The sequence below is a fragment of the Microbaculum marinum genome (assembly GCF_037855135.1).
In the GTDB taxonomy this organism is placed as follows: Bacteria; Pseudomonadota; Alphaproteobacteria; order Rhizobiales; family Tepidamorphaceae; genus Microbaculum; species Microbaculum marinum.
In genome coordinates this window covers 186,883-202,649 of the sequence record NZ_JAZHOF010000003.1, presented here as the reverse complement: position 1 = coordinate 202,649, position 15,767 = coordinate 186,883, and the positions used below count along the sequence as shown (strand labels likewise).

Genomic DNA, 15,767 nt, shown 5'->3' with positions numbered 1-15,767 from the left:
CTTGCCGGTCACCCCGTGATCTCGACCTCCAGGAAGCGCATCTCGCCCGGGCCGTCGTTGATGACGTTGTGCTCGACGCCGACTTTCCGGGCGTAGGGGATGCCTTGCGTCAACTCTGCGGTCGATGACGTGCCGTCGGGCATTTCGATCTTCAGCGTGCCGCTGACCAGGGGCACCACCACGTAGTCGTGCTCGTGTACGTGCCAGCCGGTTTCGGCGCCGGGATCGAACGCCCATTCGGTCGCCTTGACCCGCCCGTCGTCGATGCGAACGGTGGGTCTCGCCTGCGGTCTTGCCATCTTCTGTCTCCGGAACAGCACTGCCCACGCGATCAAATGGCGTCCCCGTCGGGTATTGCGGATCGCAGTGGGGTATGGATGAATACGGGCACGTTTTGTGTATCATATCACAAACAACGCCGTGACTGCCCGTTCCGACTGTGGGCATTCGCTTGTCCGGTATCAAGGAGGCTGCCATGAGCGCGAAAGTCGATCCGATCACCCTTTCCGTCGTGCGCGGCGTTCTCGAAACGACTCAGCGCGAGATGACCGTGACGCTCGAGAAGACCGCCCGTTCCAGCGTATTCAACCTCGCCCACGACTATTCCAATGCGCTGTTCAACCACGTTCCGGAAATGATCCTGCAGGGCCAGGACATCCCGATCCATCTCGGCGCGCTGATCGCTGCGATGAAGGCGGTTGCCGGGTTCTTCGGCGACGATATCAATCCCGGCGACGTGATCCTGCACAACGACCCCGACTATGCCGGCAGCCACATCGTCGACGTGTGCATGTACAAGCCGGTGTTCTATGATGGCGAGCTGGTCTTCTGGACGGTATGCAAGGGGCACGTGACGGACTGCGGCGGCCCGGTGCCGGCCAGCTACAACCCGGATGCCAAGGAAATCTATGCGGAAGGCCTGCGCATTCCCCCGGTCAAGATCTGGGACCGCGGCAAGCGTCGCGACGATGTCCTCAACCTGATCTTCTCCAACATGCGCGCCCGGCGCGACCAGGAGGGCGACTTCAACGCGATGCTTGGCGCCTGCCAGATCGGCGAGCGCAACCTGCTGGCGCTGCTCGACAAGTACGGCGTCGCGGAGGTCCGCGCCTGCATCGACGAACTGATGGCGATGGCCGATCGGCACATGCGCTCGCTGATCGGCGGCGTCCCGGACGGAACCTATGTCGGCGAGGCGATGCTGGAGGATGCCGGCCACGGGTTCGGCGACATCAAGATCACGGCGACCGTGACGATCAAGGGCGACAACGCCGACATAAAGATCGACAGCCCGCCCCAGATTCCCTACTTCATCAACTCCTACGAGGGCAATTCGCACTCTGGCGTCTACCTGGGCATCATGATGTTTGCGCAGGTGCCGCCGCCCTACAACGAAGGCCTCTACCGCTGCTTCACGCTCGACATGGGCCCCAAGGGAACCCTGTGCAACGCCAAGATTCCGGCGCCGCACGTCAACTGCTCGACGACGCCGCTCGAGACGCTCGCGGATGCCGTGCGGGTGGCGCTCGAAAAGGCCGCGCCGGACCGGGTGTCGGCATCCTGGGGGCACGCCAACGGCTGCAACATCGCCGGCTGGGACACGCGGCACGACGAGGAATACGTCACCATGGTGCTGGCATCGATCATCTCCGGCGCCGGCGCCTCGCCGCATCAGGACGGCTGGCACGCCTGCGGCCCGCAATGCGCGTTCGGCGCACTGGAGTCCGGTGACATCGAGCTGCTCGAATTCTCCTATCCGATCATCATCCACCGCTACTCGCTGATGACGGATTCCGGCGGTGCCGGTTACTACCGCGGCGGTTCGGGAACGTGCTGGCACGTCGAGCCGATCGACAAGCCGATGATGTTCATCGCGTTCGGCGAGGGCCGTCGGATCCCTGCGATGGGGGCCAAGGGCGCGGAAAGCCATATGATCGACACTAAGGTCGGGCGCATCGAGATCTATCGGGGCGGCGATACCGAAACCGTCAAGAAGAACGCCATCATCACGGTCAATCCCGGCGAGAGCATCGCCAATCACAATCCCGGTGGCGGCGGCTTCGGGGACGCTTACGAGCGTCCCGTCGAGAAGGTCCTGAGCGATGTGCGCAACGGTCTCGTCTCGATCGAGGGCGCCCGCGAGGACTACGGCGTGGTGATCGACGACGCAGCTAGCCTCAAGGTCGATCACGCGGCGACCGAGGCCCTTCGCGGCAGCATGGCCGCCTGAGTCCCAAGGCCTCACCCAACCGTTCAGCGCGGCGGGCCGCACAGGCGGCCGCTCCGGGCCCAATTGACTATCAGGAGGAATGAATGCGGTCGAAATACAGGCTCGGTGTGGATGCCGGCGGCACGTTCACGGATTTCGTGCTGGCCGACGCCGGCGGCGGGATGCGGCTGTTCAAGACGCCGTCGACGCCGCAGGATCCCACCGCCGCGATCGCCAACGGGCTGGCGCTGATGTCGGAGGAACTCGGCGAGCCGATCCGCGATATCGTCGCCAATTGCGACCTGTGCATCAACGGAACGACCGTAGCGCTGAACGCGCTGCTCCAGCACAAGGGAGTGAAGGTCGGCCTGATCTGCACCGCAGGCCACGAGGATTCCCAGGAGATCCGGCTCGGCCACAAGGAAGACGGGTACCGCTACGATCACAACTATCCGCCGGCCACCCAGCTGGTGCCGCGCTATCTGCGCCGGGGAATCCGCGAACGCATCATCTCGAACGGCACGGTTCGCACCCCGCTCAGCGAGCAGGACGTGCGCGACGCGGTCGAGCTGTTCAAGAAGGAGGGGGTCGTCGCCGTTGCGGTGTCCTTCGTCTGGTCGGTGCTCGACAACAGCCACGAGCGGCGCGCCGCGGAGATCGTCCGCGAGATGGCCCCCGACATGTTCGTCTCGATCGGCAGCGAGATCTATCCGCAGGTGCGCGAGTACACCCGGACGTCAACCACCATCCTGAACGCCTATCTGGGACCGATCCTGCGGACATACGTGGATTCCGTCGACCGGTATTTCCGCAGCATGGGCGCGAAGTATCCGGTGCGCTACTACCAGTCGAACGGCGGCCTCGGCCTTGGCTCGGCGGTATCCGGACGGGCCGTCTACGCGATCAATTCCGGCCCCGCCTCGGCGCCGCGCGCCGGCCTGTTCGTGACCGAGCCCTGGGGCGACCAGAACGTCATAACCGTCGACATGGGCGGCACCTCCTTCGACATCACGCTGACCAAGGACGGCCGCACCAATATCTCCAAGGGCATCGACTTCCAGCGCTATCGGCTCGGCGTGCCGATGATCCAGGTCGAGACGCTGGGGGCCGGCGGCGGCTCGATCGGCTGGATCGACTCGCTCGGGCTCCTGCAGGTCGGACCGCAGAGCGCCGGTGCAGATCCCGGGCCGGCCTGCTACGGCACCGGCGGCACCGAGCCCACCGTGACCGACGCCAACGTCGTGCTCGGCTACGTCAATCAGGAGGCACTGCTCGGCGGGCGGATGCCGATCCACCGCGACAAGGCGTTCGAGGCGATCAAGACGCATATCGCCGATCCGCTCGGCATCTCCGTGGAGCGGGCCGCCTACGGCATCTTCACCATCGTCAACAACAACATGGTCAACGGCATCCGTCGCGTCTCGGTCGAACGCGGCTACGATCCGCGCGACTTCGTGCTCGTCGTTGGGGGTGGCGCCTCATCGGCGCACATCTGCTCGCTGGCCGACACGATGGGCATCGCCAAGGTGGTGATCCCCAAGCTCGCCTCGGTGCTGTGCGCCTACGGGCAGGTCATCTCGGACGTAAAGTACAACTACATGGCCGGTCATCCGGCCCGGCTGGACAGCGACGAGCCGCTCGCCCGGATCCACGATCTCTATGGGAAGATTGAGGAGACCGGCATCGCCGACCTGAAGGATGACGGATTCGAGGACGACCAGATCGTGATCTCGCGCAGCGCCGACATGCGCTACGTCGGGCAGGTGCACGAATGCACCGTCGAACTGGGCGACATGGAGTTCAACAAGGAGAACCTTCCCGCGATCATCGACGCGTTCCACCGTCGCCACGAGGAACTGTTCACCTATTCCGAACGCCAGAGCACGGTGGAACTGGTCAATATCGAAAGCACCATTTCCGGCCGCGTCGAGAAGCCGAGGCTGGCCACCATTCCCGCAGGGGGCAACGTCGATGCGGCGGTGACCATGCGCCGTCCGATGATCTTCTCGGCCGACGGGACCACCATCGAGGCGCCGGTCTACGACGGTGCGAAGCTCGGCGCCGGAGACGTCGTTGCAGGTCCCTGCGTCGTCGAGGAGGAGACGACCACCATCGTCGTCGAGCCGGGCTGGCAGGCGAGCCTGCACGAGAGCGGATCCTACGTCCTGGCCCGGGCGGTATGAAGCGCCCGCCCGCGGCCGGGGGCGTTCCAGCTCAGGCGACCGGCTCTTTCCCGCCCGCGGCCGGCGTCGCGTCCTTGACGGCGGGACGCCCGGTCGACAGGTAGATGCCGACCAGCATCAGGCCGAGCGCTATCCAGAACGCCGTGCCCGGCCGTTCGGCGAACAGAATCGCGCCCCAGCCGATTCCCGACAGGACCGCCAGGTAGTTGAACTGCGCGAAGAACGTCGGCCCGGCGCGGCGGATGATTTCGAAGAGCAGGACGAAGAAGGCTGCATTGATCGCTCCGGCGAGCAGGACGGGCACGACAGCCTGCGCCGCCGGCGCCGAGGGCAGTGCCCAGGCACCGGCGAACGCCATGATCGGCAGCACCACCACCGCCGAACCGAGCAGCACGCCGGCGGCCATCGTGAGCGAGGCGGTCGCCGGCGGGCGCAGTACGCTCGCCGCGACGTTGGACAAGGCGAAGAACACCGGCGCCAGCAGGGCCAGCAGGAACCAGCCGGTCGCGTCGCCGCTGCCGAGTTCCGATCCCGGCGAGACCAGCACCGCGACCCCGGCAAGCCCGAAGACGACGCCTGCAAGCGCGCGCCAGCGAAACGCCTCGATTCTTGCCAGGATCGCAAACATCAGGGTGAAGACGGGCGACAGCGCCAGCACCAGGGTGGTGGCGGCGGCCGGAAGGTGCGGCGCGACATGGGTGAGCAGGGTGATCGGCAAGCCGACGACGAAGGCGCCGATCACGAGATAGGACACGATATGGCTTCTCGTCGGCTTCAAGTCGAGACCGCGCAACAGACCCGCGACGACGAGCACGATGCCGGCGATAAGCGATTGCGCGAACACGAAGGTCAGCGGCGACCAGCCCGCCTCGGCGGCCAGCTTGTTTGCCGAGAACACACCGCCGTAGATGAGGGCGGCGACGAACAACATCGCGACATTGGTCATTCCGGTCGACAAGGCGTCCCCCCGATCTTCCCTTTTCCGAGGGCGACGCGCTTGGCGGCCTCGCCCGACATTTCCGACACAATCCGCGCGCCCGAGAAAAGCGGTCCCTGCGCTTCCTCTCAGGCTGGCGAAGCTGCATCTGGTATGTGATAGTCTATATCGATATCGGCGCCGGGGATATCGCCATTGTCCTGAGCCCTTCCGTCGACGACGGCCTGGCACTCGGTCGTAGATCTGGCCGGTACGCCGACATCCGGGCAAGGATTGGGAACAGGGGGCCTCAGTCACGGGATGATCTACGAGAAGCCGGAATTCCGACCGGGGGGCGATCGCAACATTCTCGTCTATCTCGGCGACGAGATGAGCTTCGACCTCAATTTCCTGGTCCACACCTACGCGAGCAAGATCCGGGACGCTGAGATCGACGGGCTCGTGGAACTCATCCCCGAACTGGCCTCGCTGCTGGTCAGCTACGATCCCGACCGGATTTCCTACGACGACATCACGAGGGAACTCGCCTCGATCCGCGGCGGCATCGGCGGCCTTACCGGCCTCGAATTGCCGAGCCGGATCTTCTACGTCCCGGTGCTCTACTTCGATCCGTGGACGGCCGAGTGCGTCGAGGACTACTGCCGGACGATCAGGGACAAGGAGCGCGATGCGGACCTGATGGTGCGGCTGAACGGTCTCACCGACCGCCAGCAGCTCGTTCGCGTCCACTCCGGCACGGAGTACTGGGTCGCGGCGCTCGGCTTCTGGCCAGGGCTTGGCTCGTTCCTGCCGCTCGATCCGCGCTGCCACCTGACGGCGCCCAAATACAATCCGCCGCGGACCTGGACGCCGAAGGGCACCGTGGGAATGGGCGGGTCGATCACCTGCATCTATCCTGACCGGACCCCGGGCGGCTACCAGATATTCGGCATGAGCCCGATGCCGATCTGGGATCCCGATCAGAGGCTTGAAGCCTTCGCCGACAGCCTCGCGCTCTTCAAGCCGGGCGACCGGGTCCGGTTCGTCCCGATCGGACGCGAGGAGCACGACTACATCGCGGCCAAGGTCGCCGAGGGCACCTACAAGCATCCAGACGTCGGCTACCAGAGCTTTTCGATCGATGCATACCACGACTGGATCGGTAGGCTCGATCCGCAGGAACGGTTCTGAGGGCGCGCGATGTTCGAAGTGATCAATCCGGGTCTCGAAACCTCGGTCCAGGAGCTGCCTGGGCGCATCGGGTACTGGGAGCAGGGGTTTCCGCCGTCCGGCCCGATGGACATCTGGTCGTTCCGCCTGGCCAATCTTCTCGTCGGCAACGCGCGCGAGGCGGCGGCACTGGAGTGCCAGTTCCTCGGGCCGGCGCTGAAGTTCCACGATGCGACCGTCATTGCCGTAACCGGTGCGGACATGAAGCCAACACTGGATGGCGAGCCCGTACCGATGTGGGAATCGGTCGCCGTCTCGTCCGGCCAGACGCTGGAGCTTGGGCCGGCGCTGCTCGGCGCGCGTGCCTACATCGCGGTCGCCGGCGGGCTGGACACGCCCCAAGTGCTGGGATCCCGATCCACCTTCCACATGGCCGGGGTCGGCGGCATAGACGGCCACGCGATCCAGGCGGGCCAGAGGATCGAGACCGGTGTGCCCGGGTCGGACGCTTCTGCCGGAAAGCGAGTCAAGTCAGACGCCCGCCCGACGATCGACAATCCGCGCAGGTGGGACATCGAAGTCGTGCCCGGGCCGAACGACGACTGGATCGATGCGGAGGGGCAGCGGCGGTTCCTGGAGAGCGACTGGAAGCTGCTCGCCAAGAGCAATCGCACCGGCTTCCGGCTGGAGGGGCCCGAATGGAGCTTCACCGACCGGGCGACGAACAAGCGGCCGGAGCACGGCCAGGATCCCTCGAACATTCTCGATCACGGCTATCCGTTCGGGTCGGTCAACCTTGCCGGCCAGACGCCGATCATTCTGGTCAACGACGGACCGAGCACCGGCGGCTTCATCAACCCCTACACGGTGATCACCGCGGCGTTCTGGAAGCTGGCGCAGTCGCTGCCCGGCGACGTCTACCGGTTCAGGGCGGTCACGCTGGAAGAGGCGCAGGCGCTGCGGCGCGAACTGGATCTGCGGTGCAGGCCAGAGAGCCTCGAGGCGGCCTGACCGGCCGCCTACGACTCGAAGACCGACGGCTGGTGGGCGATGAAATCGCCGGCGGCGAGTATGTCGTTGCGAATGGCCTGACGGGCTGCCGCCGGGTCCCGCACGGAGAATGCGGCGAGGACGGCGCGGTGGTTGTCCTGCAGACCCTCGACCAGGTCGAGGTCGTGGAAAAGAACGTTCAGCGTCGGGCCCACCTGCACCCACAGCATCCGGATCGTCCGCAGCAGGATCGGTGCGCGCGCGGCCTCGTAGATTGCGAAATGAAAGGCCTCGTTGGTCGACAGGTATCCCTTGAGATCCTGCTGCGCGATCGCACGGCTCATCCGGTCGATCAGCTGTTCGAGCTTGCGTATGGCCGCCGGCGTGATGTTGGCCGAGGCCTTTTCGGCGGCCAGCCCCTCCAGTTCGGCCCGCGTGTCGCGCAGGTCGAGGAAGATGTCCCGCGTGATGCGGGGAATGCGATAGGACCGGTTCGGCTCGGCGATCAATGCGTTCTCGGCAACGAGCTGCTGCAGGGCCTCGCGAACCGGCGTCGGGCTGGTGCCGAAGGCCTCGGCCAGTCCACGAACCGTCAGAGCCTGACCCGGCTCGAAGGTTCCTTTCATTATCGCGGCGCGCAATTCGGTATAAACCCTGCCGCGCAACGTGTCGCGGGATACCCCTTTCAACGTACCGGCCAAGGTCATGCTGTTATCACCCTACGTAAAACCTGCCGGTTGACCTTACGGTCGTGCGCCCACGGCCGAGTCGATCTTCCTGGCGAACGTGACATCGTCAGCTGTTATGAAATTGTCGTGCAACACCGACCGCGCTTATCGCGACTTACTGGTGCTGCGCAAGTAGAAAGCAACCTTTCCATAATCAAGCCTGCCCGACGCCGTCGCGGGTCAGTTCGTCCCGGATTTCGGCGATGCTCCTGGCCAGTCTCTCGACGCACTGCGCGATTTCATCGCGGGAGATGACGAGCGGCGGCGAGAAGGCAAGGGAATCGCCGTTGGGCAGCGCGCGGGTAATAAGTCCGTGGTCTAGAGCCTTGGCGGCAATCCGGCCCGCGACCTTCAGCGAGGGGTCGAACGGCTTCTTCACGGCGGGATCGGGCACGAGTTCGACCGCCGCGATCAGCCCGACGCCGCGCACTTCGGCGATCATCGGCTCTCCCTCGAAGGTTTCGCGCAGCAGTTCCTGCATGTAGCGGCCCGTCTCCGCCGCCCGCTGATCGAGCTTCTCGGCTTCGATGATATCGAGGTTGGCGACGGCCGCGGCGCAGGAAACCGGATGAGCGGTATAGGTGTATCCATGGCCGAAGACGCCAAGTTCCTTCGACCCCTCCATGATCACCTGCCACATCGGTTCCGACACCACCGAGGCCGAAAGAGGCACGTAGCCGCTGGTGATACCCTTCGCGATGGTGACCATGTCGGGCTCGATGTCGAAAACCTGAGACCCGAACATCCGGCCGAGCCGTCCGAAACCGCAGATCACCTCGTCGGCGATCAGCAGCACGTCGTGCTTGCGGAGGACCTTCTGCACTTCCTCGAAATAGCCCTTCGGTGGCACGATCACGCCGCCCGCGCCCATCACCGGCTCGGCAATGAAGGCCGCCACCGTGTCCGGCCCCTCGCGTTCGATCAGCGCGTCCAGTTCCTCGGCACAGGAACGCGAGAATTCCTCCTCGCTCATCCCGGGCTCGGCATTCCAGTAGTAATGCGGTGTGGCCGTATGCAGGATGCGGTCGACGGGCAGGTCGAAGGCATTGTGGAGGACCGGCAAGCCGGTCAGGCTGCCGGCTGCGACGGTCACCCCGTGATAGCCGCGCTTTCGGGCGATGATCTTCTTCTTGTTCGGACGGCCGCGCAGGTTGTTGTAGTACCAGACCAGCTTGACCTGCGTGTCGTTGGCGTCCGACCCCGACAGGCCGAAGAAGACGCGCCCCATGTCGCCGGGCAGCATTCGCTTCAGGCGATCGGCAACGTAGGCGGCCGGCTCCGTCCCCATCGAGGCGAAGGAGTGATAATAGGGAAGCTGCCGGATCTGCCGGTCCACCGCCTCGGCGATCTCGGTTCGCCCGTAGCCGATGTTGACGCACCACAAGCCGGCGAGTGCGTCGATGTATTCGCGGCCCTGGCGGTCCTTCAGCGTCACGCCCTCTCCGCTGACCATGATGCGGGGACCGGTTTCCATGTGCTGCGCAAGTGCCGTGAACGGATGGAAGACGCTCTGCTTGTCGAGTTCCTCGACGGACAGATTGTGGGTCGGCTGCACTGACATGTGATCCTCCGCGTCTGCATTGGGCGCTCTGCCGTCGCCATGCAGATGTGATATCAAATCTTTCCCGGATGTGATATCAAATATCGTTCGCGGCGCGCGCTCGGCGTTGACAAGCCGGGCGCCCGATGCGTGACTAGAAGGGGGGCACGACCGTGGTCGGTCGTGCTGCGCCTGATCCAGCAGGGAGCGTGGGACAAAAATGGGTATCAGATACGAAAAAGCATTGCTCGCCGGAGCTGCCGTCATGATGGCGCTCGGCGTGGCGACGACCGCGAATGCGGCGGACAACTGGTTTCCGATCAAGGTTTACGACGCGTCGTCGGGCTCCAATGTCGAGACCATGTACGAGCCGGTCGAAAAGGCCTCGAAGCCCTGGAATCTGTGCGTGCTGTTCCCGCACATGTAGGACAGCTTCTGGGTGGCAGTCGCTTATGGCATCGTGGAGGAGGCCAAGCGGCAGAACGTCAACATGACGCTTTACGAAGCGGGCGGCTACGAGAACCTGCCCCGGCAGCTTTCGCAGTTCGACGACTGCCTGGCGGGCGGTGCCGATGCGATCATCGTCGGTGCGATTTCCGAAGCCGGGCTGGCCAAGAAGTTCGAAGAAGGCATCGCCGCCGGCGTCCCGGTCATCAGCACCGTCAATCCGGTTTCCGAGGCCAAGACCACGGCGAAGATGTTCGTCGAGTTCGACACCATGGGCGAGCAGACCGGCACCTACCTCAAGGATTACCTCGGCGACAATGAAGCCAAGGTCGTGAATTTCCCCGGTCCCGCAGGATCCGGCTGGGCCGAAAGCTTCAACGACGGCTTCAAGCGGGCCATCGAAGGCGCGGACCAGGTCGAGCTGCTCGACGAGAAATTCGGTGATTCCGGTGTCGCGGTGCAGATGCAGCTGATCCAGGATGCCCTGCAGGCCTATCCGGAGATGAACGTGATCTGGGGAACGGCACCGACCGCCGAAGCCGCGATCGCCGCCGTCGCCGAAGTCGGCCGCGAAGACGAGATCCTGATCATGTCTTCCTACGAGAACCAGGCGATGCTCGACGCTCTCAACCGCGGCGACATCCTCGGATTTGCGACGCAGTATCCGGTGCTCGAAGGCCGCGTGGCGATCGACATGGCCGTGCGCGCGCTGGAAGAAAAGCCGCTCATGGAGTTCGTCAAGCCGATCCCGGACATGATCGCCAAGGACTCGGTCGACAAGATCGACATGAGTCTGGTGCTTGCGCCGGCCGACTGGAGTCCGGTTTATTCAGTGGAAGCTGAGTGAGCCTGATCCCGCGTTCGGCGGAGTGCCGATGAACGAAGTTGCGAACGCCACGAAGACGGCGCGGCCCCCGGCCGCGCCGTCCGGCGACCAAAGTCCGCTTCTGGAGATGCAGGGCATCTCCAAGGGGTTCCCCGGAGTCCAGGCCCTGGACGCGGTGGATTTCGACCTGCGCCGCGGCGAAGTGCACGTCCTGTTCGGCGAGAACGGGGCGGGAAAGTCGACGCTCATCAATGTCATAGCAGGCACATTTCCCCCCGATGCGGGTGCGTTCCGGTTCGAGGGCCGCGAGGTTCGCGGCCTGACCCCGCATCAGGCCCGCGTCATGGGCATCAGCCCGGTGTTCCAGGAATTCTCGCTGGTCCCAGACATGACCATCGAGGAGAACCTGTTCCTCGGCCGGGAGATCACCACGGGCGGCGTCCTCAACTCGCGGTCGATGATGCGGCGCGCGAGGGAAGTGATCGACGAACTCGGCTTTCATCTCGATCCCAAGAAGAAGGTCCGTGAGCTCTCGCGCGCGCATCAGCAGATGACGGAAATCGCCAAGGCGCTGATGGGCAACGTCCGCCTGCTGATTCTCGACGAGCCGACGGCGTCGCTGACTGAAGCCGAGACCGTGCGCCTGTTCGGCCTGATCGACCGGCTGAAGCACGAGAATGTCGGCATCATCTACGTCTCTCACAGGATGCGGGAGATAAAGCAGCTCGCCGACCGCATCACCGTGCTGCGCGACGGCCGGCTGATCGAGACGCTCGACGCCGACGGCGTCAGCGAGAACGAACTGGTCGAGCTGATGACCGGCCGCAAGATCGACGTGCTGTTTCCCGCCATCGAACACAAGCCCGGCGAGACGCTCCTCAATGTCGTTGACCTCACGCTGGCCGATCGCAGCGTCGAAGGAGTCGACTTCCACGCCCGCGCCGGCGAGATCACCGGTGTGGCCGGGCTCGTCGGCTGCGGCAAGTCGGAGCTGATCCGGGCGATCTACGGGCTCGATGACATCGAAGCCGGCCGCATCGAGATCGACGGTGCATCGTATGCCCATCCCACGCCTGCCCGCAGCCTCAAGCGGGGCATCTGCTATTTTCCTTCCGACCGCGTCGTCGAGGGACTGGCGCTCAATCGGCCGATCCGCGAGAACGCATCGATGGCGGCGCTCGACCTGGCCCAGTTCGCCCGTCTGCGCGTCCTACAACGGGCCAGCGAGCGCCGGGCCATCCAGGAGATCGTCGACAAGCTGCGGCTGCGCCCGCCGAACATCGAGCGCATCGTTGCCAACCTGTCAGGCGGCAATCGCCAGAAGGTGATGCTTGCGCGCGGCCTGACCCGCGAGACGACGCTGTTCCTGTTCGACGAGCCGACGGTCGGCATCGACGTCGGCGCCAAGATCGAAGTCTACGAGCTCATGAAGCAGCTCGTGGAAGCTGGCGCGGCGATCGTGCTCGTGTCATCCGAACTGCCGGAGGTCCTGAACCTCTCGAATCGTCTCTACGTGATGCACCGCGGGCGCATGGTCGCCGAGCTGACCGGCGATGACATCAACGAGCAGGCCGTGCTGTCCAGCTTCTTCCAGGACGAGAGAGAGGTCGAATCCGCGTGAGGGGGCAATGAACGTACGCATCCTGCAAGCGCAACCCCATCCGGAAACGGGGTTGGAACGGGCGTCCCGGGTGGCGGCCACCGTCGGCCTGCTGCCGATACTGCTCGTGCTGATGGTCCTGTTCATGGCCGTCGTCGAGCAGAAGTTCTTCGGCATGAACAACCTGTTCAACGTGCTGCGCAGCACCTCCTTTCTGGCCATCATCGCGGCCGGGCAGATGCTGGTCCTGATCGTCGGCGGCTTCGACCTGTCGGTGGGCGCCGTCATCGCGCTGACCAGCACCGTCATGGCCAAGGCGATGGCGCTGCTGTCTGCGGCGATGCCTGATCAGACGGCTGCCGTGATCATTCTGGGCGTCCTTGCCGGCCTCGGATGCGGGGTATTCATCGGCCTCATCAACGGGCTCTGCGTCGCGTTTCTGCGTATCTCACCGTTCATGGTGACGCTGGGCACGCTGTCCATCGCAACGGGCATCGGGCTTCTCCTGACCAACGGCATTCCGGTCTACGGAATGCCGGACGTGTTCGTGAAGGAATTCGGCCGGGCGCTGTGGTTCGGCCTGCCGGCGACGGTCTATGTGGCGGTCGCCCTGATCGCCATCGTCTGGTTCATCCAGCAGAGGACCAGGCTCGGTCGATACATCTACGCCATCGGCGGCAACCTGCAGGCGGCGACCGTCTCCGGCGTCCCGGCCACGGGCTACCTGGTCCTGACCTACGTGATGTGCTCGGTGCTGGCGTCGATCACCGGCATCCTGATGACGGCGCGTCTCGGCTCGGGCCAGGCGACGATGGGCGGTAACGTCATGATGCTGCAGTCGATTGCGGCGGCCGTGATCGCCGGAGTGAGCCTGCGCGGCGGCATCGGCCGGGTGGAGCTTGTCGCTCTGGGGGCCCTGTTCCTGTCGATCCTGACCAACGCGATGAACCTGTTGCGGATCGACAGCAAGATGCAGCTCGTCGTGCTCGGCATCATCGTTGTGGCGGCCGTCGCCCTGGACGAACTGGGCAAGCGGAGGCGGGTCCGTGACTGACGCAGCCCGCAACCCCGCCGAAGCAACCACGTTCCTGACCCGAGCGACGCTCATCCAGGCGCTGCTGCCGATCGCCCTGGTCCTGATGGTGCTCGGCTTCACGATCTTCGAGCCGCGGGTGATCTCGGCCGACAACCTGCTGAACATCACGATCCAGGCCAGCTATCTGGTGATCTTCGCGACCGCCCAGATGGTCGTGATCCTGACGCGCGGCTTCGACTTGTCGCTCGGCAATACCGTGTCGGCCGTCAGCGTCACCAGCGCCCTGGTGATGACCGGCATGGCCGGGGCGAACGGCGAGTCGGTCGCGACAGCGATCTTCCTCGGTGTCCTGATGGGGGCCGGCGTCGGGCTTGCGATCGGCCTGTTCAACGGGTTCGCGGTGGCCTGGCTCCGCGTCAACCCATTCGTCGCGACGCTGGGCAGCTTCAATATCGCGCTCGGGATCGCGACCATGGCCTCGGACGGCCGCCCGGTCTTCAACGTGCCCGACGAGTTCAGCAGGCTCGTCTACTCGGGGACGGTTCTCGGCATCCAGATGCCCATCATCCTGGCTGCGGCCGTGCTGGTCGTCATCTATTTCCTGCTCAACTACACGGTCTTCGGACGCTCGCTCTACATCCTCGGCGCCAATCCCCGCGCGGCAACGGTGGCCGGACTGCCGAGCCGCCGCTACCTGATGATGGCCTACATGCTCTGCTCGCTGATTGCCGTCGTCGGCGCGCTGATGCTCACCGGCCGGACCGGATCGGGCGAGCCCAATCTCGGTGGCAACCTGACTCTGGAGAGCATCGCCGCAGCGGTGATCGGCGGCGTCAGCCTGCGCGGAGGCCTGGGCGGCGTTCAGTCGTGCATCCTCGGCGCCCTCTTCATCACGGCGCTGTCGAACGGCATGAATCTCACGCGGGTCGATGGCTACGTCCAGATGATCGTGCTGGGCTGCGTGATCATCCTGGCGATCTTCCTCGATCGCCTGCGCACCTCACGGATGTGATGCGGCGGTCGAGGGCTGCAGAATTCGGGCGCATCTCCGGATCGCCCAGGGGAACGAATGGAAGGAGAGGTCGATGACGGTCATCAACTGCGACATGGGCGAAGGCTTCGGGCTCTACAAGATCGGCGACGACGCCGGCCTGATGCCGCTGATCAACGTCGCCAACGTCGCCTGCGGCTTCCACGCGTCCGACTTCAACCACATGCGCAACACGGTGAGGCTGGCCAAGGAGAACGGCGTCAAGGTCGGCGCCCACCCCTCGCTGCCGGATCTTCAGGGCTTCGGCCGCCGCGAGATGAAGATTTCCCGCGAGGAACTCGCCAACTGCCTGATCTACCAGATCGGTGCGCTGAAGGGGTTCCTCGACGCCGAGGGCATGACCCTCAACCACATCAAGCCGCACGGCTCGCTCTACGGGATGGCCGGCCGCATGGAAGACATCGCCCACGGCGTGTGCGACGCCGCCGATGTCTTCAGAGTGCCGCTCTACGGGATCGTCGGGACGCTGCACGAGAAGGTCTACGAGGCGCGCGGCCACACGCTGGTCTCGGAGTTCTACGCCGACCTCGACTACAATGACGAAGGCATGACGATCATTACCCGCGAGCACCATGCCGTCGATCCGAAAGTCGCCGCCGAGCGTTGCCTGCGCGCCGTGACCGAGGGCAAGACGACGAGCGCGAACGGCAAGGAACTGACGGTGCGCGCAGATTCAATCTGCGTGCACTCGGATACGCCCAACGCCGTGGAGATCGCGACCGCCGTTCGCGACGCCGTGAAGCCCTATCTCGACGCGGCGTGAGGCGGGCACGATACGGCAGCACGTTCGCCCGACGCCAACAGGATCAATCAGAAAAGAGTGCACATCATGAGCAAGCAGATCCTTTCGCCCCTGCCCGGGACGTTCTATCGGCGGCCTTCCCCCGACAAGCCGGTCTACAAGGAAGAGGGCGATACCGTCGCGAACGGTGACGTCGTCGGGCTGGTCGAGGTCATGAAGACGTTCTACGAGGTGAAGGCCGACGCCGACGGCAAGGTGGCGAAGTTCCTCGTCGAAAACGAGGATCCCGTCCAGGCCGGCCAGCCGCTGGTCGAGCTCGAGGGCTGAAG

General features: G+C 64.8%; 15 protein-coding genes. 11 read left to right on the top strand and 4 right to left on the bottom strand.

The window, feature by feature from the left end; all coding sequences use genetic code 11:
- Positions 1-8: 8 nt before the first annotated feature.
- Complete coding sequence (locus V3328_RS08070) at positions 9-299, bottom strand: cupin domain-containing protein (protein WP_340329127.1); 291 nt, start codon at positions 297-299, stop codon at positions 9-11.
- A 176-nt stretch (positions 300-475) separates the two neighbouring features.
- Here V3328_RS08070 and capB point away from each other — a divergent pair, with 176 nt between their 5' ends.
- Together capB and capA are read left to right on the top strand one after the other, a co-directional pair.
- Positions 476-2,230, top strand: coding sequence for a caprolactamase subunit beta (gene capB, locus V3328_RS08065; RefSeq protein ID WP_340329126.1), 1,755 nt, complete (start codon positions 476-478; stop codon positions 2,228-2,230).
- 83 nt (positions 2,231-2,313) lie between these two features.
- Positions 2,314-4,392 (top strand): caprolactamase subunit alpha, encoded by a 2,079-nt coding sequence (gene capA / locus V3328_RS08060; protein ID WP_340329125.1) that lies wholly within the window; start codon positions 2,314-2,316, stop codon positions 4,390-4,392.
- A gap of 31 nt (positions 4,393-4,423) precedes the next feature.
- Here the strand turns inward: capA and V3328_RS08055 are convergent, their stop codons facing one another.
- Complete coding sequence (locus V3328_RS08055; protein WP_340329124.1) at positions 4,424-5,350, bottom strand: DMT family transporter; 927 nt, start codon at positions 5,348-5,350, stop codon at positions 4,424-4,426.
- A gap of 279 nt (positions 5,351-5,629) precedes the next feature.
- Here V3328_RS08055 and V3328_RS08050 point away from each other — a divergent pair, with 279 nt between their 5' ends.
- Both V3328_RS08050 and V3328_RS08045 read left to right on the top strand, forming a co-directional pair.
- The gene (locus V3328_RS08050) at positions 5,630-6,499 is read left to right on the top strand and encodes a 5-oxoprolinase subunit B family protein (protein ID WP_340329123.1); all 870 of its coding nucleotides are present in this window, start codon (positions 5,630-5,632) and stop codon (positions 6,497-6,499) included.
- 9 nt (positions 6,500-6,508) lie between these two features.
- Complete coding sequence (locus tag V3328_RS08045) at positions 6,509-7,489, top strand: 5-oxoprolinase subunit C family protein (protein WP_340329122.1); 981 nt, start codon at positions 6,509-6,511, stop codon at positions 7,487-7,489.
- 8 nt (positions 7,490-7,497) lie between these two features.
- Here the strand turns inward: V3328_RS08045 and V3328_RS08040 are convergent, their stop codons facing one another.
- Entirely contained in the window at positions 7,498-8,175 is a 678-nt protein-coding gene (locus V3328_RS08040; protein ID WP_340329121.1) for a GntR family transcriptional regulator, read from the bottom strand.
- Between the two features lie 175 nt (positions 8,176-8,350).
- Positions 8,351-9,757 carry an aminotransferase gene (locus tag V3328_RS08035; protein WP_340329120.1) on the bottom strand — a complete coding sequence of 469 codons (1,407 nt, stop codon included), beginning with the start codon at positions 9,755-9,757 and terminating at the stop codon, positions 8,351-8,353.
- Between the two features lie 199 nt (positions 9,758-9,956).
- On the opposite strand from V3328_RS08035, the gene V3328_RS08030 reads away from it, so the two are divergent.
- The 7 genes from V3328_RS08030 (at position 9,957) to V3328_RS08000 (ending at position 15,765) form a co-directional block, all read left to right on the top strand.
- A complete protein-coding gene (locus tag V3328_RS08030) occupies positions 9,957-10,163 on the top strand; it encodes a hypothetical protein (RefSeq protein WP_340329119.1) in 207 nt (68 codons plus the stop codon).
- 12 nt (positions 10,164-10,175) lie between these two features.
- The gene (gene torT / locus V3328_RS08025) at positions 10,176-11,030 is read left to right on the top strand and encodes a TMAO reductase system periplasmic protein TorT (protein ID WP_340329118.1); all 855 of its coding nucleotides are present in this window, start codon (positions 10,176-10,178) and stop codon (positions 11,028-11,030) included.
- Positions 11,031-11,058: 28 nt separating this feature from the next.
- Complete coding sequence (locus V3328_RS08020) at positions 11,059-12,630, top strand: sugar ABC transporter ATP-binding protein (protein ID WP_340329117.1); 1,572 nt, start codon at positions 11,059-11,061, stop codon at positions 12,628-12,630.
- A gap of 7 nt (positions 12,631-12,637) precedes the next feature.
- The gene (locus V3328_RS08015; RefSeq protein ID WP_340329116.1) at positions 12,638-13,663 is read left to right on the top strand and encodes an ABC transporter permease; all 1,026 of its coding nucleotides are present in this window, start codon (positions 12,638-12,640) and stop codon (positions 13,661-13,663) included.
- Positions 13,656-14,657, top strand: a complete 1,002-nt coding sequence (locus tag V3328_RS08010; protein WP_340329115.1) for an ABC transporter permease — start codon at positions 13,656-13,658, stop codon at positions 14,655-14,657. Before V3328_RS08015 ends, V3328_RS08010 begins: the two co-directional genes overlap by 8 nt.
- A gap of 73 nt (positions 14,658-14,730) precedes the next feature.
- Positions 14,731-15,459, top strand: a complete 729-nt coding sequence (locus tag V3328_RS08005; RefSeq protein ID WP_340329114.1) for a LamB/YcsF family protein — start codon at positions 14,731-14,733, stop codon at positions 15,457-15,459.
- 66 nt (positions 15,460-15,525) lie between these two features.
- Complete coding sequence (locus V3328_RS08000) at positions 15,526-15,765, top strand: acetyl-CoA carboxylase (protein ID WP_340329113.1); 240 nt, start codon at positions 15,526-15,528, stop codon at positions 15,763-15,765.
- The last annotated feature ends 2 nt before the right edge of the window (positions 15,766-15,767 follow it).